This is a genomic window from Streptomyces sp. NBC_01716 (genome assembly GCF_036248275.1).
In the GTDB taxonomy this organism is placed as follows: domain Bacteria; phylum Actinomycetota; class Actinomycetes; order Streptomycetales; family Streptomycetaceae; genus Streptomyces.
The window spans coordinates 3,765,953-3,787,713 of the sequence record NZ_CP109181.1 but is presented as its reverse complement, the minus strand read 5'-3'; the positions used below and the strand labels follow the sequence as shown (position 1 = coordinate 3,787,713).

18 protein-coding genes are annotated in these 21,761 nt (G+C 71.3%); 15 read left to right on the top strand and 3 right to left on the bottom strand.

What is annotated here, in order from left to right:
* Positions 1–15 precede the first annotated feature (15 nt).
* Entirely contained in the window at positions 16–1,002 is a 987-nt protein-coding gene (locus OIE74_RS16530; protein ID WP_329383857.1) for an ATP-binding protein, read from the bottom strand.
* Between the two features lie 102 nt (positions 1,003–1,104).
* Here OIE74_RS16530 and OIE74_RS16525 point away from each other — a divergent pair, with 102 nt between their 5' ends.
* A complete protein-coding gene (locus OIE74_RS16525; protein ID WP_329383854.1) occupies positions 1,105–2,028 on the top strand; it encodes an oxidoreductase in 924 nt (307 codons plus the stop codon).
* A gap of 391 nt (positions 2,029–2,419) precedes the next feature.
* Here the strand turns inward: OIE74_RS16525 and OIE74_RS16520 are convergent, their stop codons facing one another.
* On the bottom strand, positions 2,420–3,256 hold the full coding sequence (locus OIE74_RS16520) for an HAD family hydrolase (RefSeq protein ID WP_329383851.1): 837 nt from the start codon (positions 3,254–3,256) through the stop codon (positions 2,420–2,422).
* Positions 3,257–3,826: 570 nt separating this feature from the next.
* On the opposite strand from OIE74_RS16520, the gene ssd reads away from it, so the two are divergent.
* The 7 genes from ssd to OIE74_RS16485 are packed head-to-tail and all read left to right on the top strand — an operon-like array spanning position 3,827 to position 9,005.
* Positions 3,827–4,942 carry a septum site-determining protein Ssd gene (gene ssd, locus OIE74_RS16515; protein WP_329383850.1) on the top strand — a complete coding sequence of 372 codons (1,116 nt, stop codon included), beginning with the start codon at positions 3,827–3,829 and terminating at the stop codon, positions 4,940–4,942.
* Positions 4,939–6,120, top strand: a complete 1,182-nt coding sequence (locus tag OIE74_RS16510) for a TadA family conjugal transfer-associated ATPase (protein WP_329383847.1) — start codon at positions 4,939–4,941, stop codon at positions 6,118–6,120. Before ssd ends, OIE74_RS16510 begins: the two co-directional genes overlap by 4 nt.
* 23 nt (positions 6,121–6,143) lie before the next feature.
* Positions 6,144–7,076: a type II secretion system F family protein gene (locus tag OIE74_RS16505; RefSeq protein WP_443076357.1), complete on the top strand. Its 933-nt coding sequence runs from the start codon at positions 6,144–6,146 to the stop codon at positions 7,074–7,076.
* On the top strand, positions 7,073–7,873 hold the full coding sequence (locus tag OIE74_RS16500) for a type II secretion system F family protein (protein WP_329383841.1): 801 nt from the start codon (positions 7,073–7,075) through the stop codon (positions 7,871–7,873). Before OIE74_RS16505 ends, OIE74_RS16500 begins: the two co-directional genes overlap by 4 nt.
* A gap of 46 nt (positions 7,874–7,919) precedes the next feature.
* Positions 7,920–8,198, top strand: a complete 279-nt coding sequence (locus OIE74_RS16495) for a DUF4244 domain-containing protein (RefSeq protein WP_329383839.1) — start codon at positions 7,920–7,922, stop codon at positions 8,196–8,198.
* Positions 8,185–8,589, top strand: a complete 405-nt coding sequence (locus OIE74_RS16490; protein WP_329383834.1) for a TadE family type IV pilus minor pilin — start codon at positions 8,185–8,187, stop codon at positions 8,587–8,589. Before OIE74_RS16495 ends, OIE74_RS16490 begins: the two co-directional genes overlap by 14 nt.
* Entirely contained in the window at positions 8,586–9,005 is a 420-nt protein-coding gene (locus OIE74_RS16485) for an Rv3654c family TadE-like protein (protein WP_329383832.1), read from the top strand. Before OIE74_RS16490 ends, OIE74_RS16485 begins: the two co-directional genes overlap by 4 nt.
* Here the strand turns inward: OIE74_RS16485 and OIE74_RS16480 are convergent.
* The gene (locus tag OIE74_RS16480) at positions 9,002–11,506 is read right to left on the bottom strand and encodes a DEAD/DEAH box helicase (RefSeq protein ID WP_329383829.1); all 2,505 of its coding nucleotides are present in this window, start codon (positions 11,504–11,506) and stop codon (positions 9,002–9,004) included. The two genes, OIE74_RS16485 and OIE74_RS16480, sit on opposite strands and share 4 nt — an antisense overlap.
* An 80-nt stretch (positions 11,507–11,586) precedes the next feature.
* On the opposite strand from OIE74_RS16480, the gene OIE74_RS16475 reads away from it, so the two are divergent.
* The 7 genes from OIE74_RS16475 (at position 11,587) to topA (ending at position 21,690) form a co-directional block, all read left to right on the top strand.
* Positions 11,587–11,940, top strand: coding sequence for an STAS domain-containing protein (locus OIE74_RS16475; RefSeq protein ID WP_003967428.1), 354 nt, complete (start codon positions 11,587–11,589; stop codon positions 11,938–11,940).
* Positions 11,941–12,045: 105 nt separating this feature from the next.
* Positions 12,046–12,510 carry an ATP-binding protein gene (locus OIE74_RS16470; RefSeq protein WP_329383827.1) on the top strand — a complete coding sequence of 155 codons (465 nt, stop codon included), beginning with the start codon at positions 12,046–12,048 and terminating at the stop codon, positions 12,508–12,510.
* 305 nt (positions 12,511–12,815) lie between these two features.
* Entirely contained in the window at positions 12,816–15,224 is a 2,409-nt protein-coding gene (locus tag OIE74_RS16465) for a sodium-translocating pyrophosphatase (protein ID WP_329383825.1), read from the top strand.
* Between the two features lie 239 nt (positions 15,225–15,463).
* Positions 15,464–16,075: a small secreted protein gene (locus OIE74_RS16460; protein ID WP_329383822.1), complete on the top strand. Its 612-nt coding sequence runs from the start codon at positions 15,464–15,466 to the stop codon at positions 16,073–16,075.
* A gap of 172 nt (positions 16,076–16,247) precedes the next feature.
* Positions 16,248–17,828 (top strand): DUF7059 domain-containing protein, encoded by a 1,581-nt coding sequence (locus OIE74_RS16455; RefSeq protein WP_329383819.1) that lies wholly within the window; start codon positions 16,248–16,250, stop codon positions 17,826–17,828.
* A gap of 340 nt (positions 17,829–18,168) precedes the next feature.
* Positions 18,169–18,366 carry a hypothetical protein gene (locus OIE74_RS16450; RefSeq protein ID WP_329383816.1) on the top strand — a complete coding sequence of 66 codons (198 nt, stop codon included), beginning with the start codon at positions 18,169–18,171 and terminating at the stop codon, positions 18,364–18,366.
* Positions 18,367–18,783: 417 nt separating this feature from the next.
* A complete protein-coding gene (topA, locus tag OIE74_RS16445; protein WP_329383814.1) occupies positions 18,784–21,690 on the top strand; it encodes a type I DNA topoisomerase in 2,907 nt (968 codons plus the stop codon).
* The last annotated feature ends 71 nt before the right edge of the window (positions 21,691–21,761 follow it).

Here is a 21,761-nt window from a genome sequence, read left to right as displayed (position 1 = left end):
CACCCACCGCCACGATCAGCTCGGCTGCGGGACCGCTGTCTCCTCGCGGAGCACGAACGCCGGGTCGACCTGTGCGGCCAGGTCCGCGCCCGTCTTGGCATTGCCCCAGCTCTCCGCGTTCTTCAGGTGGAAGTGCACCATCTGCCGCGTGTAGCGCTCCCAGTCGCGGTAGGCGTACGAGTCCTCCGCCGCGTCCTCCAGCATCTGGAGCGCCACGCGGTTCTCCGCCTCCAGCAGCTCGAACGGGGCGGGGCGGCCCTTCTCCATGGACCGCACCCAGTCCGAGTGCCCGAGGGTGACGAGCAGGTCGTCGCCCACCTCGTCCTGGAGGAAGTCCACGTCGTCCTGGGCCTGGACCTTGTTGCCGACGACGTTCAGCGCGATGCCGAAGTCCCGTGCGTACTCCTTGTACTGGCGGTAGACGGACACGCCCTTACGCGTCGGTTCGACCACCAGGAACGTCATGTCGAACCGGGTGAACAACCCGGACGCGAACGAGTCCGAGCCCGCCGTCATGTCGACGACGACGTATTCGTCCGGGCCGTCGAGGAGGTGGTTCAGGCAGAGCTCGACCGCGCCGACCTTGGAGTGGTAGCAGGCCACGCCCAGATCGGATTCGGTGAAGGGCCCCGTCGCCATCAGCTGGACGTCGCCGTCGTCCAGCCGGACGGTGCGGGCGCAGGCGTCGTACACCGGGTTGGACTCGCGGACCCGCAGAAGCCGCGAGCCCTCGCCGGGGGGTGTCGTCTTGATCATCGAGTCGGCGGAGGTGATCCGCTGGTTGGTGCCCCGCAGATACTCCTTGATGAGCGGCAGATGCGCGCCCATCGCCGGCAGCGCGGCGGTCTGGGCCTCGTCGAGACCGAGCGCGGCCCCGAGATGCTGGTTGATGTCGGCGTCCACCGCGATGACGGGGGCCTCGTTGGCGGTCAGATGGCGGATGAAGAGCGAGGCCAGCGTCGTCTTGCCGCTGCCGCCCTTTCCCACGAAAGCGATCTTCATGTTCACCTAGCGTAGTGGTCATGTCGCTGTGTGCTGTCACATCGGGTGAGGAAGACCACTCCAACGTGGGGCGTGCGCTGCGGGCGCGTAGCCTAGCTACCTATGAGTACGACAGCCCCGAACGCTTCGCCCGCTCCGCGAGGGCATGACCCACTCGCGGCTCTGGGCTCCCTGCCGGGCGTCCCCGACGCGGTGGATTCGGTACGGAAGGCGGTCGACCGCGTCTACGGGCACCGCGTGATGAGACGGCGCAGCAACGAGGTCACCTCGGAGGCCGCGCTGCGTGCCGCGCGCGGGTCGGCGGCGCTCTCGGGCGCGGACTGGGCGCTGGAAGAGGTGCGCAGGCGCAGCGACTTCGGCGCGGCGGCCGACGCGTTGACGGTGGGGGCCGCGCTGCGGCTGACGGCGGAGGCGGGCCAACTGCTCTCGATCTGGCGGCAGTCACCCGTGCGAGTGCTGGCCAGGCTGCATCTGGTGGCGGCCGGTGGCGCGGGTGCGAGTACGGGAGTGGATACGGCTCCGGCCATGAGTGTTGCCGGTGTCGCGGGTGAGACGGTCGGGCGGCCGAGGCTGGCGGGCGAACCTGTCGTCGAGACGCCGGGGCCCGAGAGCCCCAAGCCGCTGATCGAGGCGCCGTTTCCCCCCGCCGACGAGGTCGCCGGACGGCTGGACGGGCTCGCCGAGTTGGTGATCGCCGGGAGTTCGGCGCCCGCGCTCGTCATGGCCGCGGTCGTGCACGGCGAACTGCTGGCGCTGCGTCCCTTCGGCTCGTACAACGGCCTGGTGGCGCGGGCCGCCGAGCGGATCGTGCTGGTCGGCAGCGGGCTCGACCCCAAGTCGATCTGCCCGTCCGAGGTCGGGCACGCCGAACTGGGACGCGCCGCTTATGTGGCGGCCTTCGACGGCTATCTGTCGGGAACACCGGACGGGATGGCGGCCTGGATCGGACACTGCGGGCACGCGGTTGAACTGGGTGTCAGGGAGTCCACGGCCGTGTGCGAGGCGCTTCAGCGCGGCGCGGCCTGAGGCGTCCGCGGTGCGCGCGGGAACGCGGCGGTATCGACAAGCGGAGATGTGGTGGTATCGACAGAAATGCGGCGGTACCCGAGAGGTACCGCCGCTGGCACGTCCACCGAGTTACCAGGCGTCCTCGTAGTTTTGCCCATCAGGTCGGAAACTTCGCCCGTCCCTGGTGCGGCTGGCCCGTATTCGACGGGTCGACGTGGCGTGGGTACTCGGTTTTCATGCTCGGTCCGTGGGGCCTGAGTGCGTTCTAAGGTCATCCTCTCGGATGTCCTCGGTCTCGCGGGCCGTCGATTCCTTTCTACTCCTGTCTGTGGAGAAGCGAAAGACCTCGCTCCGCGACTTTACTTTTAGGTTCAAATAAGGACGAACTGGACGGCCTTGACCGGTCGGCTCACGCGGACGCCGCCTGACGCCGCCGGCTCGCGTACCAGACCAGCCCGGCCGTGGCCGCCGCCGCGCCCACCGCTGCCGCCGCGACGAGCGCCGGCCGTGGCGGCATGGAGAACGCGGGCAGCCGCTGCTTCAGCCGGACCGGCCGGTTGAAGACGAGAATCGGCCAATCGCGGGCCGTCGCCTCACGACGCAGCGCCCTGTCCGGATTGACCGCGTACGGGTGGCCGACCGACTGGAGCATCGGCAGGTCGGTGGCGGAGTCGCTGTACGCGTAACAGCGGTCCAGGTCATAACCCTCGGAAGCGGCGAGCGCCTTGACCGCCGCGGCCTTGGTCGGCCCGTAGGCGTAGTACTCGATCTCGCCCGTGAAGCAGCCGTCGTCGCCGACGACCATGCGGGTCGCCACGACCCGGTCGGCGCCGAGGAGTTCGCCGATCGGCTCGACGACCTCCGCGCCGGACGTGGAGACGATCACCACGTCCCGTCCGGCCGTGTGGTGATCCTCGATGAGGGAGGCGGCCTCGTCGTAGATGATGGGGTCGATGAGATCGTGCAGCGTCTCGGCGACGATCTCCTTGACCTGCTGGACGTTCCAGCCCTTGCAGAGCGCGGAGAGGTACTCGCGCATGCGCTCCATCTGATCGTGATCGGCGCCACCGGCGAGAAAGACGAACTGCGTGTATGCGGTGCGCAGTACGGCTCGGCGGTTGATCAGTCCGCCTTGATAGAAGGACTTGCTGAAGGTCAACGTCGACGACTTCGCAATGACCGTCTTGTCCAGGTCAAAGAAGGCCGCTGTGCGAGGCAAGGAGTGGTTTTCCACGAAGTCGAGCATAGGCGCCCACCATTCGGCGTAAGGTACGGCGCGTGGGTTTGCCTGAGAAGGCTCTCGGGTACACCATGGAAGTCACGGATCGTTCGCGACCGTGCTCACCCGGTCCGGCTCCTCCCCCCCGAGTCGGTCTGGGGGACGACCCCCGCTCTCCCCCCCGGCGGGGGTCGTCGCATGTCCGGACGCGTTTCTGAGGCTCGTGCCTCCGCTCTCTCCACGCCCCCTCCTCTCCTGGTGCTTCGCGTGCGTGGGTCTGATTCGCACTCTACCCGTCACTGTGCGTAGTTGCCAGGGTGCTCTGGGAAGTCACCGGTATGAGCTACGGAGATATTCACAACCGGTGAGTTATCCACAGTTTTTGAGCAAGATCCACACGTTTTTTCCGCGCGATGCAGGGTGATTTCCCGCCGCGAAAGTTCGCGGTAGCCGGAATCGCAGATGCCGGATCACTCCGAGATCGCTGAGAGCCCACTGAGCGGATGCCCTTCAGGTGTCCCCGGATGGTGTGGGTGAGCGCCTTCGGCGGTGACCGCGGAAGTTGATCCGGGATCACGGTAATAGGGGGTGGAGAGAATGGCTGGATTCATGACGTCCGAGCGCTCGCCGGTCGCCGAAGAGCGCCGGACCGGACCGCTGATCGTGACCGAGGACGCCGACCTGCTCGACGATCTCCTGCGGCTGTGCGCCGCCGCGGGGGCCGAGCCGGAGGTGCACCACTCGGTGCCCGAGCACCGGGGCGGCTGGGAGTCCGCGCCGCTGGTGCTGGTGGGGGACGACGCGGCGGTCCGGTGCCGGGCCGCGACCCGGCGCCAAGGGGTTCTGCTCGTCGGGCGGGACCAGGACGACCCGGACGTATGGCAACGGGCCGTCGAGATCGGCGCCGACTGTGTGCTGCGCCTGCCCGACGCCGAGAGCTGGCTCGTCGACCGGATCGCCGATGTCGTCGAAGGGGTGGGGCGGCAGGCCCTGACCGTCGGGGTGATCGGCGGCCGGGGCGGAGCCGGCGCTTCGACGCTGGCCTGCGCCCTCGCCGTCACGGCGGCCCGCCAAGGGCAGCGCACCATGCTCATCGACGGCGACCCGCTCGGTGGTGGGCTCGACGTGCTGCTCGGCGGCGAGCGGGCCGAGGGCCGCCGGTGGCCGGATTTCGCTGCGTCCAAGGGACGGGTGGCGGGGGGCGCGCTGGAGGAGTCGCTGCCCCGGCTGCACGATCTTCGCCTGCTGAGCTGGGACCGCGGGGATTCCGTCCTCGTCCAGCCGGAGGCCATGCGGTCCGTCCTCGCGGCGGCCCGCAGAAGGGGCGGCGTCGTGGTCGTGGATCTCCCGCGCCGGATCGACGAGGCCGGGGCGGAGGCGCTGGCGCAGTTGGACGTCGGCCTGCTGGTGGTGCCGGGAGAGCTGCGGGCCGTCGCCGCCGCGAGCCGGGTCGCGTCGCTGGTGGGCATGGTCCTGCCGGACCTGCGGGCGGTCGTCCGTGGGCCGTACGCGACGGGGCTGAACGACAGGTGGGTGGCGGACGCGCTGCGGCTGCCGCTCGTGGGTGAACTTCCCGCCGAGACGGGCCTGTTGGCCGCGCAGGAGAGCGGGGCACCGCCAGGGGCGAGCGAGCGCGGTCCGCTGGCGCGGTTCTGCGCCGCCTTCTGGGAGCGGGCGCTCGCGGGCGCCGGGGACGGGAGCGTGACCGCGTGAGCGCCGTGGCGCGGGCGAGGGGCGCGCAGGTCGGCGGAGCGCTCCTTGACGCCGTACGGCAGCGTCTGGCGGAGAGCGGGGCCGAGCCGACCCCCGCGCGCGTGGCGGCGGCTCTGCGGGCCCAGGGAAGGCTTCTGGGGGACGCGGAAGTGCTCGGCGCCGCCGAGGAGTTGAGGTGCGAGCTGGTCGGGACGGGTCCGCTGGAGCCCCTGCTGGCCGATCCCTCCGTGACCGATGTGCTGGTCTCGGCTCCCGACCGGGTCTGGGTGGACCGGGGTGGCGGGCTGGAGCTGACGGGCGTGTCTTTCGCGGACGCCTCGGCCGTACGGAGGCTGGCGCAGCGGCTCGCCGCGGTGGCGGGCAGGCGGCTGGACGACGCGCGCCCCTGGGTGGACGCGCGGCTTCCCGACGGGACACGTATGCACGCGGTGCTGCCCCCGGTCGCCGTCGGATCGGCGTATCTGTCGCTGCGGGTCGTCCGACACCGGGCCTTCTCCCCGGCCGAACTGACCGCCGCGGGGACGCTGCCGCCAGGCGGCGAGGGGCTGCTGCGGTCGCTGATCGAGGCACGGGTGTCGTTCCTGATCAGCGGCGGCACGGGATCGGGGAAGACAACGCTCCTTTCGGCCCTGCTCGGACTGGTGGGGGAGCGTGAGCGGATCGTACTGGCCGAGGACTCGGCGGAGTTGAGGCCCGACCACCCGCACGTGGTGCGCCTTGAGGCGCGGCCCGCGAACCAGGAAGGAGCGGGCGAGGTGACCCTGCGGGACCTGGTGCGCCAGGCACTGCGGATGAGGCCCGACCGGTTGGTGGTCGGGGAGGTGCGAGGAGCGGAGGTGACCGAACTCCTGGCGGCTTTGAACACGGGTCACGAGGGAGGCTGCGGGACGGTTCACGCGAACACCGCCGCCGACGTCCCGGCGCGGCTGGAGGCCCTCGGAACGGCCGCCGGCCTCAACCGGGCCGCTCTCCACAGCCAGTTGGCGGCGGCGCTGTCGGTGGTGATCCATCTCGTACGGGACCGGGCCGGGAGGCGTCGTATCGCCGAGGTGCATGTGCTGGAGCGTGACACGGCGGGGCTGGTGGTGACGGTGCCCGCGCTGCGCTGGGCCGCGGAGGGGTTCGCCTACGAGCGGGGCTGGCCGAGGCTGCGGTCGCTGATCGGGGGTGCGTTGTGACGGCTACGTCGTTCCCGGCCGCCATGGTGTGGGCCGTCCTCTGTGCGGCCTTGTGCGCGGTGCTGGCGGTCTGGGAGCAACTGGACCGGGGGCGGGCGTCGCGGCGGGCGGAGTCGCTGTTCGGCCTTGCCGGCGGCGGTGGGCGCGCGAACGGGACCGGTCCGGCGGTGAGGTGGAAGGCGGCACCGACCTGGGAGCGCGCCGCGAAGGCCGTCCGCGATCGGCTGGCCGGGCTGGGGAAGGAGTGGTTCTGTGTGCCCGTCGCGGCGGCGCTCGCTCTCTGGGGTGAGTCGGTGCTGCCTCTGGTCGCGGGCGCGGCGGCCGTGCCGCTCGTGGGGCGGCGGCTGCGGGCCGGGGAGAGGCGACGCTGTGCGGAGCGGCGCGAGGAGGCCGTGCGGGGCCTGTGCGACGTGCTCGTGGGGGAGTTGAGGGCGGGAGCGCAGCCGGCGGAGGCGCTGACGGCAGCGGTCCGGACCGTCGGCGGTGACCTGAGCGGTCCGGAACTCGCCCTGGTGGTCGCGGCTGCCCGCTTCGGCGGCGATGTCCCCGAGGCCCTGCGCAAGGCGGCCAGTCAACCGGGTGCGGAAGGGCTCGTCGGGGTCGCGGCCTGCTGGCGCGTCGCGGTGGACGGTGGCGCGGGACTGGCCGCCGGACTTGACCGGCTGCGTGCCGCTTTACGGGCGCAGCGGGACCAACGGGAGTCCATGCGGGCCCAGTTGACCGGCGCGTGGTCCACGGTCGTGGTGCTGGCGCTCCTGCCCGTGGTGGGCCTGGCGATGGGCTGGGCCATGGGCGCGGACCCGATGGGCGTGCTGCTGCACACCTCTGCCGGTCTGGGCTGTCTGGCGGTGGGCGGGCTGCTGGAGGCGTTGGGTTTCTGGTGGGCCGGGCGCATCGTGCGGGGCGGGAGCGCCGGCGCGAGTGCGAGTGGGAGTGCGGGCGGGGGTGCGTCATGAACGGGCCGCTCGTGGAAGGCGACTTCGTCCACAGCCTGTGGGTGACCGCCTCGTTGCTGGCGGCGGTGGTGTCCGTGGTCCTCGTGTGGTCGGCGTGGCGGCGCGAACGGGCCGCGCGCGGGCGGATGGCGGCGCTGCTGGCCATGGAGGTGCCGCCGACGAGGCGCGACCCGCGGCCGGAGTACGGAGCGTGGCTCCGGCGGTCGGGTCCGCCGCTGGGGGCCTTGTGCCTCGGCTGGGTCCTGATCGGCGGACCGGCCGGGCTGGCGGTGGGGCTCGCGGGGGCGTACGGCGTCCGGCGATGGCTGCGTACCAGGAAGCCGGACGCGGGCGCGGCGACGGACGATCTGGGTGAGGCCGCGCGGCAATTGCCGCTCGCCGCCGATCTGCTGGCCGCCTGTGTCTCGGCCGGAGCCGGTCCGCGCGAGGCGGCGGAGGCGGTGGGGGAATCGCTGGGCGGGCCGTTGGGCGACCGGCTGGTGAGTACGGCGGCGGCCCTGCGGCTCGGGGGCGAACCGGTCCGGACGTGGGGGCGGTTCGGCGAGATACCGGGCGCCGCCGAGCTGGCCCGCTGTCTGGAACGGGCCGGGTCCACCGGGGCTCCGGCGGCGGAGGCGGTCTCCCGGGTGGCCGACGACCTCAGGGCGGAGCGCGCCCGGCAGGCCGCGGCCCGCGCGGGCCGGGCCCAGGTGCTGATCACCGCTCCGGTGGGGCTGTGCTTCCTGCCCGCCTTTCTGGCGGTGGGAGTGGCCCCGGTGGTGATCGGCCTGGCGACCGGGCTGCTGCGCGGCAACTGAGCCGATTCGAACGACTTCAACTGAGCTGATCCAACTGGAGGTTGACATGAAGATGTGGGTGGGACTGCCGGGACGGCGGGCGTGGCGTGTGGTGGAGGCGGCGAGCAGGGTGAGCCGACTGCGCCGGAGCAGGCTCCGGGTGGGCAGCGGGCCGCGGTTCCGTACCGCCGTGCGGGCGGACGCGGGGATGGCGAGCGCCGAGTACGCGATGGGGACTCTCGCCGCGTGCGGCTTCGCCGCGGTGCTCTACAAGGTGGTCACGAGTGGGACCGTCGCCGGCGCTCTGGAATCGGTCATCGGGAATGCCCTCGATGCGAAGTTCTGAGTCCGTGAGGGCCGGTGGCTCCCGGACGTCCGGGGCGAACGGTGACCGGGGGTCGGTGACGGCGGAGGCGGCCGTTGCGGTTCCGGCACTGGTGGTGTTCGTCGCGGCGCTGCTGTGGGCCCTGACGGCGGCCTCCGCGCAGATCCAGTGCGTGGACGCCGCCAGGGCGGGGGCTCGGGCGGCGGCCCGGTCCGAGCCCCGGGCAGCGGCGGTGGAAGCCGCGCGCTCGGCCGCCCCGGAGGGTGCCCGGGTCACGCTGGGGCGGTCGGACGACCTGTGGCGGGTCCGGGTGGAGGCCCCGACCCCGGGGCCGCACGGCATCGCGCTGACGCTCGCCGCGGAAGCGGTGGCACCGGCCGAGGACACGACGCCGGGCGGAGTGGTGCCATGAGCCGGGATCGCGGGTCGGCGACGGTGTGGGCCGCCATGGCCACGACCGCGCTGTGTGCGGTGTTCGCCGTGATCCTCGCCATGGGGCAGGCGGTTGTGGCCAGACACCGCGCGGGCTCGGCGGCGGACTTGGCGGCGCTGGCGGCGGCCGGACACGCGCTGCGGGGAGCGGAGGCGGCCTGCGCGCGGGCCGCCGAGGTGGCGGGGGCGCAGGGCGCGGAGGTGGTGCGGTGCGCGCTGGCCGGTGAGATCGCCGACGTGACCGCGCGGGCGGGCTTCGGCCCGTACACCCCGACGGCCAGGTCCCGCGCGGGCCCACCGGACGCACCCACGGCACCCGCGCCTGCCCCGGGACCGGCCCCCCGCCCTAGGGCGGGCCCGCAAAGTCCCGTCTGGCTCGCGGCGCGCCCGCCCTAGCCCGTGACCTCGGCTCCGGCCTCGGCCTCCCGTGGGGCCGGCAGGTCCGTCGATGTCGGTGCCGAGCGCAGGAGTTCGGTCAGGAGTCGTACCGCCGCGCGTTTGTGCAGGGGTTCGTTGCCGTTGCCGCACTTCGGGGACTGGATGCAGGACGGGCAGCCCGCCTCGCACTCGCAGGAGGCGATCGCCTCGCGGGTGGCGGTGAGCCACTCGCGCGCCGTGTGGAAGGCGCGTTCCGCGAAGCCCGCGCCACCCGGGTGGCCGTCGTACACGAAGACCGTCGGCAGCAGCGTGTCCGGGTGGAGCGGTACGGATACGCCGCCGATGTCCCGGCGGTCGCAGGTCGCGAACAGGGGGAGCATTCCGATGGACGCGTGTTCGGCGGCGTGCAGGGCGCCGCCCAGCTGCTCCGGGTTCACCCGGGCGGCGTCGAGTTGGTCCTCGGTGACCGTCCACCAGACGGCCCGGGTGCGCAGGGTGCGGGGAGGCAGATCGAGCTTGCTCTCGCCCAGGACCTCGCCGGTGATGAGCCGGCGGCGGAGGAAGGAGACGACCTGGTTGGTGACCTCGACGGAGCCGTAACAGAGGCGCCCGCCGCCCCACGGGATCTCCGTGTCGGTTTCGAGGACGGAGATGGCGGTGGTGTCGCGCGCGGTCGTGGAGTACGGGGGGCTGGCCTCCTCGACGAGCGCGACCGAGTCCGCCAGGTCCAGCCGCTTCACCAGATAGGTGCGCCCCTGGTGGAGATGGACGGCGCCGTCGTGCACGGCGGTGTGGGAGGCCGGTTCGTCGACGGTGCCCAGCAGCCTGCCGGTGCCCGCCTCGACGATCTGGACCGGCCGGCCGCCCTCGCCCCGGATGTCGGCGAGATCGGCGGCCCGCTCGCGGCGCGTCCAGTACCAGCCGGTGGCGCGCCGCCGCAGCAGACCGGCTTCGACGAGCTGTGGCAGAAGCTCGGGCACGGCGGGGCCGAAGAGTTCCAGATCGGCTTCGGTGAGCGGCAGTTCGGCCGCGGCGGCGCACAGATGGGGGGCGAGGACGTACGGGTTGTCCGGGTCGAGCACGGTGGACTCGACGGGCTGCTGGAACAGCGCCTCGGGGTGGTGGACGAGGAACGTGTCCAGCGGATCGTCCCTGGCGACCAGGATGGCCAGCGCGCCACGCCCGGCCCGCCCGGCGCGGCCCGCCTGCTGCCACAGGGAGGCGCGGGTGCCCGGATAGCCGGCGATGACCACGGCGTCGAGCCCGGAGACGTCGATGCCCAGCTCCAGGGCGGTGGTGGCGGCGAGGCCGAGAAGCTCGCCGGAGTGCATGGCGCGTTCCAGGGCTCGGCGTTCCTCGGCGAGATAGCCGCCCCGGTAGGCGGCGACGCGTTTCACGAGGGAGTGGTCGACCTCGGCGAGGCGTTCCTGGGCGATGACGGAGACGAGTTCGGCGCCACGCCGGGACCGTACGAAAGCGACCGAACGGACCCCCTGAAGGGTCAGGTCGGTCAGGAGGTCGGCCGTCTCGGCCGTGGCGGTACGACGGACCGGCGCGCCCTTCTCGCCGTGGAGTTCGGTGAGAGGCGGCTCCCAGAGGGCGAAGACCGCCTCGCCGCGCGGTGAGGCGTCGTCGGATACCTCCTGGACCGGCAGGCCGGTGAGCCGCCCGGCGGCCCGCGCGGGCTCGGCGGCGGTGGCCGAGGCGAGGAGGAAGACGGGTTCGGAGCCGTACCGGGCGCAGACGCGCCGCAGCCGGCGCAGGACCTGGGCGACGTGGGAGCCGAAGACACCGCGGTAGGTGTGGCACTCGTCGATGACGACGTAGCGCAGGGCGCGCAGGAAGGAGGACCAGCGGGGGTGCGCCGGGAGTATCCCGCGGTGCAGCATGTCGGGGTTGGTGAGCACGTAGTTGGCGTACTGGCGGACCCATTCGCGCTCCTCGACGGGCGTGTCGCCGTCGTACACGGCGGGGCGCACGCCGTTGCCGAGTGGTGCGGCGAGCGCCTTCACCGCGCGGCGCTGGTCGGCCGCGAGCGCCTTCGTCGGCGAGAGGTACAGGGCGGTCGTGCCCCGGCCGTTCGGTGCCTCGGAGCCGTCCAGGAGCGCGGTGAGCACCGGCGCGAGGTAGGCGAGGGACTTGCCCGACGCCGTGCCGGTGGCGATCACCACGGATTCGCCGTCCAGGGCGTGCTCGGCGGCCGTGGCCTGGTGGGCCCACGGGTGGTCGACCCCGGCCAGCTGAATGGCGTTGATCACTTCTGGCCGGATGCGGTCGGGCCAGACGGCATGGCGGCCCGCACGCGGGGGCAAGTGCTCCGTATGGGTGATGCGCGCAGCACGGCCCGGCCCCGCGGTGAGCCGGTCCAGGACCGTACTGGGGGAAGGGCGGGAGTCCCCGCTCTCGGGCGGCCTGCCAGGACCGTGATTCGTGGCCATCGGCACCGAGTGTGTCACTGGCGTGGCGGACAATGGTCCTAAGGCGTCGTGCATGGATGCCGGTAAGTGATTGAATGCCATCGCGGCTGGCGATACGCCCCCTGGCTCCGTCGGGAGAGACCCGAGGGGCGACCGCTCGATTGCAAGGTGCTGGAGGATCCGTGGACCTGTCCCTGTCGACTCGCAATGTGTCCGGGCCCGGTGGCGACCGTACGGTCGTCGAGGTCGGTGGCGAGATTGATGTGTATACCGCGCCCAAGCTGCGCGAGCAGTTGGTCGAGTTGGTGAACGACGGCAGCTACCACCTGGTCGTCGACATGGAGGGTGTGGACTTCCTCGACTCGACCGGTCTCGGCGTGCTCGTGGGCGGACTCAAGCGTGTGCGTGCCCACGAGGGCTCGCTGCGTCTGGTCTGCAACCAGGAGCGCATTCTCAAGATCTTCCGGATCACTGGCCTGACCAAGGTGTTCCCCATTCACACCACGGTCGACGAGGCCGTCGCCGCCACCGACTGAGGCCGGCCGGAGACTTTCGGAAGGAAGGGCAGGGGGCACCGGGCGTCATGCCCGGGGCCGCCCGCGCCCCAGTTTTCGCACGCTCGTACGTCTGAGGGGGATCGCATGGCCACCGTTGAACTCCGCTTCAGCGCGCAGCCCGAGCACGTCAGGACGGCCCGTCTGGTGGCGGCTGCCGTGGCGCGCCGGGCCGGTGTCGACGAAGCAGTGTTGGACGAGGTCAGGCTCGCCGTCGGTGAGGCGTGCAGCCGCGCGGTCAATCTGCACCGCACCTACGGCCTGACCGCGCCCGTGCGCGTCGTGCTGAACGAGGAGGAGAAGGTCTTCTCCATCGAGGTCGGTGACGGGGTGCCCGCCCCGGGTACCGCCGCCGCGGCCGAGGACGTGCCGGTCTCCCGCGGGTCCGTCCCCGCGGGCGATCTCTACGAGGCCGACAGCGGCGACGGCGAGGACGAGATGGGCCTCGCGGTCATCAGCGGTCTCGTCGACGACGTGGAAGTGACCTCCGACGATCACGGCGGCGTCATCCGGATGAGCTGGCCGACCGCCTCGGCGGTCGCGCTTCCCTGAACACGCGTGTGCGTACGCTCCGGGGCGGGCGGCCGGCCCGTCCGGGGCGGCTCGCCGCCGGAGCGGCCGCAAGCGCGTGATCCAATATCTTTGAGGCCCTGCTGAGCAGGGCCTTTTCTATTTCTCCGGGGAAATTGATCACCGGTCAATGCGCTTATCCCATTACGCATTTCGGAGTGCGTTTCAAGGCCCGACCATTCGCGACACCGTAAGTCAAGGTCAATTACACGCGGCGCACTCTGTTTTGATCAGCTTCCGCTCCCTACAATCCGTCCATCTTGAGCGCTGAGCGTCAAGGAGGACGAATGGCGGGGCACATCGATCCACAACTGTCCGAGCACCCCACTTCTCTCGCTGCCGCGATACTCACGGACGGCAACAGACTGATCGTGATCGTCGTCGCGGTCATCGCGCTGGCGGCGCTGCTCGTCGCCCAGCGGCTGGTCCGTCAGGTGCTGGCGGCCGACGAGGGCACCGATTCCATGAAGGAGATCGCGGCGGCTGTACAGGAAGGCGCGAATGCCTATCTGGCACGGCAGTTGCGCACACTCGGCGTTTTCGCCGTCGTGGTGTTCTTCCTGCTGTTGTTGCTGCCGGCCGACGGTTGGTCGGAACGCGCGGGACGTTCACTGTTCTTCCTGGTGGGTGCGCTTTTCTCGGCGGCCACCGGATACTTCGGCATGCGCCTCGCCGTACGCAGCAATGTGCGCGTCGCCGCGGCTGCGCGAGAGGCGACACCGGCGGAGGGAGAACCGGAAAAGGATCTGACCGCCGTCGCGCACAAGGCAATGAAGATCGCTTTCCGCACCGGTGGTGTGGTCGGCATGTTCACGGTGGGTCTCGGCCTGCTGGGCGCCTCCTGCGTCGTCCTCGTGTACGCCGAGGACGCGCCCAAGGTGCTGGAGGGCTTCGGGCTCGGCGCCGCGCTGATCGCGATGTTCATGCGTGTCGGCGGCGGCATCTTCACCAAGGCCGCGGACGTCGGCGCCGACCTCGTCGGCAAGGTCGAGCAGGGCATCCCCGAGGACGACCCGCGCAACGCGGCGACCATCGCCGACAACGTCGGGGACAACGTGGGCGACTGCGCCGGTATGGCGGCCGACCTCTTCGAGTCGTACGCCGTGACGCTCGTCGCCGCGCTCATCCTCGGCACGGCCGCCTTCGGCAACTTCGGGCTCGGCTTCCCGCTGATCGTCCCCGCGATCGGCGTCATCACGGCGATGATCGGCATCTTCGCGGTCGCGCCGCGGGCCTCCGACCGCAGTGGGATGACCGCGATCAACCGCGGGTTCTTCATCTCCGCGGTGATCTCGCTGGCTCTGGTGGCCGTGGCGGCATACACGTATCTGCCGTCCACGTACGCGGAGTTGGACGGTGTGACGGCCGATGAGATCACCTCGCACCCCGGTGACCCGAGGACGTTCGCCCTGGTCGCCGTCGCCATCGGTATCGTCCTCGCGGCGCTCATCCAGCAGCTCACGGGCTACTTCACCGAGACCAACCGGCGCCCGGTGCGCGACATCGGCAAATCGGCGCTCACCGGGCCGGCCACCGTCGTTCTGGCCGGTGTGGCCATAGGCCTGGAGTCCGCCGTCTACACCGCGCTGCTGATCGGCCTCGGTGTGTACGGGGCGTTCCTGCTCGGTGGTACGTCGATAATGCTCGCCCTTTTCGCGGTGGCACTGGCCGGTACGGGGCTGCTCACCACCGTCGGCGTCATCGTCGCCATGGACACCTTCGGTCCCGTCTCCGACAACGCCCAGGGCATCGCCGAGATGTCCGGGGACGTCGAGGGCGCGGGCGCGCAGGTGCTCACCGACCTCGACGCCGTGGGCAACACCACGAAAGCCATCACCAAGGGCATCGCCATCGCGACCGCCGTACTGGCGGCGGCCGCGCTCTTCGGCTCGTACCGCGACGCCATCGCCACGGCCGTGTCGGACGTGGGGGCAGACGCCGGCGAGATGGGCCTCAGTCTGGACATCTCCCAGCCCAACAACCTGGTCGGACTCATCCTCGGCGCGGCGGTCGTGTTCCTCTTCTCGGGGCTCGCGATCAACGCCGTGTCGCGGTCGGCGGGTTCGGTGGTCTACGAGGTGCGGCGGCAGTTCCGCGAGCACCCCGGGATCATGGACTACACGGAGAAGCCGGAGTACGGGCGCGTCGTCGACATCTGTACGAAGGACGCGCTGCGGGAGCTGGCGACGCCGGGTCTGCTCGCCGTACTCACCCCGATCGCGGTCGGGTTCTCGCTCGGAGTCGGCGCGCTCGGCTCGTTCCTGGCCGGCGCGATCGGTACCGGCACGCTGATGGCCGTCTTCCTCGCGAACTCCGGCGGGGCGTGGGACAACGCCAAGAAGCTCGTCGAGGACGGCCACCACGGCGGCAAGGGCAGTGACGCCCACGCCGCGACCGTGATCGGCGACACGGTCGGCGACCCGTTCAAGGACACGGCGGGACCGGCGATAAACCCGCTGCTGAAGGTCATGAACCTGGTGGCGCTGCTGATCGCTCCGGCGGTGGTGCAGTTCAGTTACGGGGACGACGCCAGCGCCGGGGTACGCGCGGTGGTGGCGGTGCTCGCGATCGGCGTGATCGTCGGAGCGGTGTACGTCTCCAAGCGGCGCTCGGTCACCGTCGACGACGGGGGCGACGACGGAGGTGGAACCGGGGACGGGACGACCAAGTCGCCGGATCCGGCGGTGGCTTCGTAGACACGCTGGGTGACCGCCTCGTAACCGCTACGGCGAGGTGGTGGCCCAACTGGAGGGCGGGCGGCGCGCTTTGACGCGTCTCCCGCCCGTTCCGCGTGTCCGGGAGGGTGGCGGCGTGAGCGTTCTCTCTCCTGGTTCAAATGGCATCAAGAGTGTATTGATCGGACATCGGGCGTGCGGTAGTCGCCCACTTGGCGTGTATGTTCCGGGGCCGAGAGCCTTGGAAGGGACCCAATCCGGTGAACAAGAAGCTCGCAGCCGCGCTGTCCGGCGGTTCGGTACTGCTCATAGCGCTGTCGGGGTGCAGCGACGACAGCGGCAGCAAGGTGAACGACTGGTCCAAGAAGGTCTGTGACCAGGTCCAGCCGCAGCTGACGAAGATCGCCAACGCCAACGCCTCGATCCAGCAGGCGACCTCGGACAGCAGCACCCCCGCCGACGTCAAGAAGACCGACGCGGCGGCCTTCCAGTCCATCTCGGACGCCTACAAGGCGCTGGGCGCGGCCGTGAACTCGGCGGGCGCCCCGCCCGTCAAGGATGGCGAGACGACCCAGAAGGAGGCCGTCAGCGAGCTCAACGCCACGGCCACGGCGTACGCGGGGCTCAAGACCAAGGTCGACGACCTCGACACCAAGGACCAGGCGAAGTTCGCGGACGGTCTCAAGGGCGTCGCCGACGAGCTCGACAAGCTCAGCAAGAGCGGTGACCAGGCGCTCCGGAAGCTTCAGTCCGGTGACGTCGGAGCGGCGATGGCCGAGCAGCCCGGCTGCCAGCGGCCGAAGACGTCCGCGCCCGCCGAGGGCGGATCGGGCGGGGAGTCGGCGGAATCGTCCGCCGGACAGTCCTCCTGAGGTGCGCCCGGCCTTCTGCCGATTCGTCAGAAGCGCGGCCGGCAGTCAGAAGAACGACCCGTAGTACGTAGGCATCGCGGTACCGCTCCCGTACGCGAATCCCGCGGCCCGGCACCCCATTCGAGGGGCCGGGCCGCAGGCGTTTGTCAGTGGCAGCCGCCACAATGGACAGGTGAGTACGACCAGCCTTCCCGCGCCCGACAACTCGCCCCGACTGCGCGAGGCCCTGCTCGCCGCCGGCTTCACCGTCGACGGCCTGCTGGACCTGCTCGGCGCGCCCGCGTACGCCGCGCTGGCCCGCAGCGAGACCGTGCCCGCCCTGCGGGCCACCCGTGGCACCAGCCCGCTCGAAACGCTCGTCAGACTCTTCCTGCTCCAGCGGGCGGTCCCGGCCGACCGCGCCCGCGCGGCGCTGCCGCTGGCGGAGTGCCTGGCCGACGGCTGGGTCGTGGAGAACAGCGGCGCGGGCGGCGGCACGGGGGCCGACGGGGCAGCCGCCACGGAAGGCGGTACGAGCGGCGAGGAAGACGGCGCGTTCGTCAGGGCCACCGTGGACGTGCGGCCGTACGGCGGCCCCGAAGGAGAGGACTGGTTCATCGTCTCCGACCTCGGCTGCTCCGTCGGCGGCGCCTCCGGGGCGACCGGCCACGGCGAGGGTGTGGTCCTCGGCGTCGGCGGGGCCTCCACGACGCTCGCCGGACTCACCGTCCGTACACCGGTCGCCAAGGCCCTCGACGTCGGCACCGGATCCGGCATCCAGGCCCTGCACGCGGCGCGGCACGCCACCAGGGTCACCGCCACCGACCTCAACCCGCGTGCGCTCCGGTTCGCCCGGCTGACCCTCGCCCTGTCCGGGGCGCCCGCGGCCGACCTGCGCGAGGGGTCGCTGTTCGGGCCGGTCGACGGCGAGACGTACGACCTGATCGTGTCGAACCCGCCCTTCGTGATCTCCCCCGGCGCCCGGCTCACCTACCGCGACGGCGGCATGGGCGGCGACGACCTGTGCCGGACGCTCGTCCAGGAGACGGGCGACCGTCTCGCCGACGGGGGGTACGCGCATTTCCTCGCCAACTGGCAGCACGTGGAGGGCGAGGAGTGGCAGGACCGGCTGCGGTCCTGGGTGCCGCGCGGCTGCGACGCCTGGATCGTGCAGCGCGAGGTGCAGGACGTGACGCAGTACGCGGAGCTCTGGCTGCGCGACAGCGGCGACCACCGGGCGGACCCGGGGGCGTACGAGGCGCGGTACGAGGCCTGGCTGGACGAGTTCGACGCGCGGAAGACCAAGGCCATCGGCTTCGGCTGGATCACCCTCAGGAAGTCGGGGCACGAGCTGCCGTCGGTGGTCGTGGAGGAGTGGCCGCACCCGGTGGAGCAGCCGCTCGGCGAGACCGTACGGGCCCACTTCGAGCGGCAGGACTATCTGCGCACGCACGACGACGCCGCGTTGCTCACCGCCCATTTCGCGCTCGCCCCCGAGGTCGTCCAGGAGCAGGTCGGGCTGCCCGGCGCGGAGGACCCCGAGCATGTGGTGCTGCGCCAGAACCGCGGGATGCGGCGGGCGACGAAGGTGGACACGGTCGCCGCGGGCTTCACCGGGGTCTGCGACGGCTCGCTGAGCGCGGGGCGGATCCTGGACGCGATCGCCCAGCTCATGGGGGAGGATCCGGTGCTGCTGCGCGACCGGACTCCACAGGCGATCCGGCTGCTGGTGGAGGAGGGCTTCCTGCTGCCGGTGGCGGCGCCCGCGGCCTGAGGGGGCGGGCGCCTGGCGGGCCGGTCGCCACGGCCGGGCGCGGGCGGACCGCCGGACCGAGACCCTGCCGCGATGCCCCTGGCGTATTTCCGGTGGCCCACGCGACGGAGACCCTACGGCTGCGGTTGGCGGGTGCCGGGGCCCGACCCGTACGGCGCGCGCCGGGCGCCGCCCGCGTACTGGCACCCGGTGTGCCGACACCCCGCGTACCGGCACCCGGCGGACGCCGCGCGAGTGAACCCCCCACGCCGTTCACGCGGAATTCGCGCCAATGACGCACCGAGGTGCCAGCCTCGGCCTGCGGAGCCGCTCGGTTCCGGGAATCGAACGGGGTAGGGGCATGGAGAGCGGGCCGGCGATCTTCGCGGGGGCGGCGTTCGCGCTGTTCGGAGCGGCGCTGCTGCTGTGGACGGGTGCGCGCGTGGTGCACCGCGCCCCCGTGGCGCACGGTGTCAGCCCTGCGACTTCCATCACGCTGGCGACGTTCGCGGGCGTGTCGTTCCTCGCCCTCGGCGTCTGGTGCTTCGGCCGGATCTGATCCCCGCCCCCTGAAAGACGGCCCGGCGCCCGGGACAGGGCCTAGGGGTCCGGCGCGCCCGACCGGTCGTACGGCGCCCGATCACGCCGGAATCCTGCCCGGAACATGCCCGCCGCCGACCCCCGGGACCTGCGGCGAAGCCCTTCCCCCGGCCCGCCGCCCACCCGCTCCGTACGGCGCTCGCGGGCCCTCCGGCGCGGCGGGCACCTGGGTCCGGGCGGCAGAAACGTACGGACTCGGGTTACCGTTCGAGTGGCCGCTGCGGTCTTTCGCCGTTTGACACGGGGGCGGGTTGTACCGTCACACTCCGCAGCGAAGCGGCGTCATAGCGGGGCAAGTCCTGCCCCGCGCTGCCGCACTGCCGTACCGCGTAAGGCGGTACGGGCCATCGAGTGCCGACCGGAGAGAAGAGCGAAGTTGTCCCCGACCAGCGAGACCGGACACGCCGGCCGCCGACTCGTCATCGTCGAGTCGTCTGTCAAGGCGAAGACGATCAAGGGCTACCTCGGCCCCGGCTATGTCGTCGAGGCGAGCGTCGGGCACATCCGCGACCTCCCGAACGGCGCCGCCGAGGTGCCCGAGAAGTACACCGGCGAGGTGCGCCGCCTCGGTGTGGACGTCGAACACGACTTCCAGCCGATCTACGTCGTCAACGCCGACAAGAAGTCCCAGGTCAGAAAGCTCAAAGAGCTGCTGGCCGACTCCGACGAACTCTTCCTCGCCACCGATGAGGACCGCGAGGGCGAAGCCATCGCGTGGCATCTCCAGGAAGTTCTCAAGCCCAAGGTCCCGGTCCACCGGATGGTCTTCCACGAGATCACCAAGGAAGCGATCAGGGCTGCCGTCGCCAACCCCCGCCAGCTCAACAAACTGATGGTGGACGCGCAGGAGACGCGCCGGATCCTCGACCGGCTGTACGGCTACGAGGTCTCGCCGGTCCTGTGGAAAAAGGTCATGCGCGGCCTGTCCGCCGGCCGTGTCCAGTCCGTCGCCACCCGGCTCGTCGTCGAGCGCGAGCGGGAGCGCATCGCGTTCCGCTCCGCCGAGTACTGGGACCTGACCGGCACGTTCGGCACCGGCCGTGCGGGCGACGCCTCCGACCCGTCGTCGCTGGTCGCCAGGCTCGTATCCGTCGACGGCCGCAGGGTCGCCCAGGGCCGTGACTTCGGCCCGGACGGCCGGCTCAAGTCCGGCCAGGTGCTGCATCTGGACGAGGCCAACGCCAACGCCCTCGCCGTGGCCCTGCGGGAGACGGCGTTCTCCGTACGCTCGGTCGAGTCCAAGCCGTACCGCCGCTCCCCGGCCGGCCCTTTCCGTACGACGACGCTCCAGCAGGAGGCCTCGCGCAAGCTCGGATTCGGCGCGAAGGCCACGATGCAGGTCGCGCAGAAGCTGTACGAGAACGGCTTCATCACCTATATGCGTACGGACTCCACGACCCTCTCGGACACCGCGATCTCCGCGGCCCGCGCACAGGTCACGCAGCTGTACGGGGCGAGCTATCTGCCCGACAAGCCGCGTACGTACGCCAACAAGGTCAAGAACGCGCAGGAGGCGCACGAGGCGATCCGTCCCTCCGGGGACCGCTTCCGTACGCCCGCCGAGACGGGTCTGACCGGCGATCAGTTCCGGCTCTACGAGCTGATCTGGAAGCGGACGGTCGCCTCCCAGATGAAGGACGCGGTCGGCAACAGCGTCACCGTCAAGATCGCTGGCACGTCGAGCGACGGCCGGGACGCCGAGTTCTCCGCGTCCGGCAAGACGATCACCTTCCATGGCTTCATGAAGGCCTATGTAGAAGGCGCCGACGACCCGAACGCCGAGCTCGATGACCGCGAGCGCCGGCTGCCGCAGGTCGCCGAGGGCGACCCCCTCTCCGCGGAAGAGATCAGCGTCGACGGCCACGCCACCAAGCCGCCGGCCCGCTACACCGAAGCGTCGCTGGTCAAGGAGTTGGAAGAGCGCGAGATCGGCCGCCCGTCGACGTACGCGTCGATCATCGGCACGATCCTCGACCGCGGTTACGTCTTCAAGAAGGGCACGGCGCTGGTCCCGTCGTTCCTCTCCTTCGCCGTGGTGAACCTGCTGGAGACGCACTTCGGCCGGCTCGTCGACTACGACTTCACCGCGCGGATGGAGGACGATCTCGACCGCATCGCGCGGGGCGAGGCGCAGTCCGTGCCGTGGCTGAAGCGGTTCTACTTCGGTACCGGTACGGGTGCCGGTGACGACTCGGAGGGCGCGGCCGCCGCGGGCGCCGCCGCGGCGGGCAACGGCGACGGGGACCATCTGGGCGGGCTCAAGGAGCTCGTCACGGACCTCGGCGCGATCGACGCCCGCGAGATCTCGTCCTTCCCGATCGGCGACGGCATCATGCTGCGCGTCGGCCGCTACGGGCCGTACGTCGAGCGCGGAGAGAAGGACGCGGAGGGCCACCAGCGGGCGGACGTGCCGGAGGACCTGGCGCCCGACGAGCTGACAGTCGAGTACGCCGAGGAGCTGCTGGCCAAGCCGAGCGGCGACTTCGAGCTCGGTGTGGATCCGCGCAGCGGGCATCAGATCGTGGCCAGGGCCGGGCGTTACGGCCCGTACGTGACCGAGGTCCTGCCCGAGGGCACCCCGAAGACCGGGAAGAACGCCGTCAAGCCGCAGACCGCCTCGCTGTTCAAGTCGATGTCGCTGGACACGGTGACGCTGGCGGACGCGCTCAAGCTGATGTCGCTGCCGCGTGTGGTCGGTACGGATGCCGAGGGCGTCGAGATCACCGCTCAGAACGGCCGTTACGGCCCGTATCTCAAGAAGGGCACCGACTCGCGCTCGCTGACCGGCGAGGAGCAGCTCTTTGACATCACGCTGGAGGAGGCGCTGGCGATCTACGCCCAGCCCAAGCAGCGGGGCCGGGCCGCGGCGAAGCCTCCTTTGAAGGAGCTCGGGACGGACCCGGTGAGCGGGAGCCCGGTCGTCGTGAAGGACGGCCGCTTCGGGGCGTACGTCACCGACGGCGAGACGAACGCGACGCTGCGGACGGACGACAGCGTCGAGGAGATCACGCCGGAGCGCGGTTACGAGCTGCTCGCCGAGAAGCGCGCCAAGGGACCCGCCAAGAAGAAGACGGCGAAGAAGGCCCCTGCGAAGAAGGCCACCGCCAAGAAGGCTCCCGCCAAGAAGACGGCGACGGCGAAGAAGACCGCGGCGAAGAAGACGACGACGGCGGCGAAGAAGACCGCCGCGAAGTCGACGGCCGCGAAGAAGTCGGCGGCGTCGTCCCGTACGGGAACGGGCACGGGAACGGGCACCAACTCCGGTGCCGGCGACGACGAGTAGCGGGACACGGAAACGGCGCGACCGCCGCACGGAGCCTCCACGGGGATCGCCCGGAGGTCCGTGCGGCGGCT